This is a genomic window from Rhodopirellula sp. UBA1907, from assembly GCF_002337565.1.
GTDB classification, from domain to species: domain Bacteria; phylum Planctomycetota; class Planctomycetia; order Pirellulales; family Pirellulaceae; genus Rhodopirellula; species Rhodopirellula europaea.
In genome coordinates, this window is the sequence record NZ_DDGH01000089.1 from 41,047 (window position 1) to 41,512 (window position 466).

General features: G+C 56.2%; 1 protein-coding gene. It reads right to left on the reverse strand.

Translation table 11 applies throughout. The features are described 5' to 3' along the window. Positions 1-466, reverse strand: a 466-nt coding sequence (locus tag B2R17_RS19470; protein WP_286765454.1) for an SdrD B-like domain-containing protein, incomplete at both ends; no start/stop codon positions are given.

Here is a 466-nt window from a genome sequence, read left to right on the forward strand (position 1 = left end):
GTCACGCTTTCGCCCGCGACGACGTTGTCGTTCCCGTCATCCACGGTGATCGTATAATCAGGGTGTCCGTGATAGCCGAAGTCAGTGGTGGTGTTGTCTGTGTTCGCTGCCAAAACGACGATGGTGGTGTTGTCGGTCGTCACATCGTCGTTGTAGGTAGGGTTGTCGCCGACTTGGTCTGGCAAGTCGGTGGAGTCGACGTTGATGGTGTAGTCGCCAGCGATCAAATGGTCGAAGGTGTAGGTTCCATCCGAGGCAGTGGTGACGGTGTCGGTGTAGTCCACTGTTGAATCACCATCAACGTCGATCGACAAGGTGACATCAACACCACCGAACCCACGGTCATTGTCGCCCGCGTCAAATACGCCGCCATCTCCTGAGTAGTCGAAGTACACGCGGTCCCCGATGGACGAGTTACCTCGATAGCCGAAGTCTTGGTCACTTGGGAGATTGGCCAATCCGACGG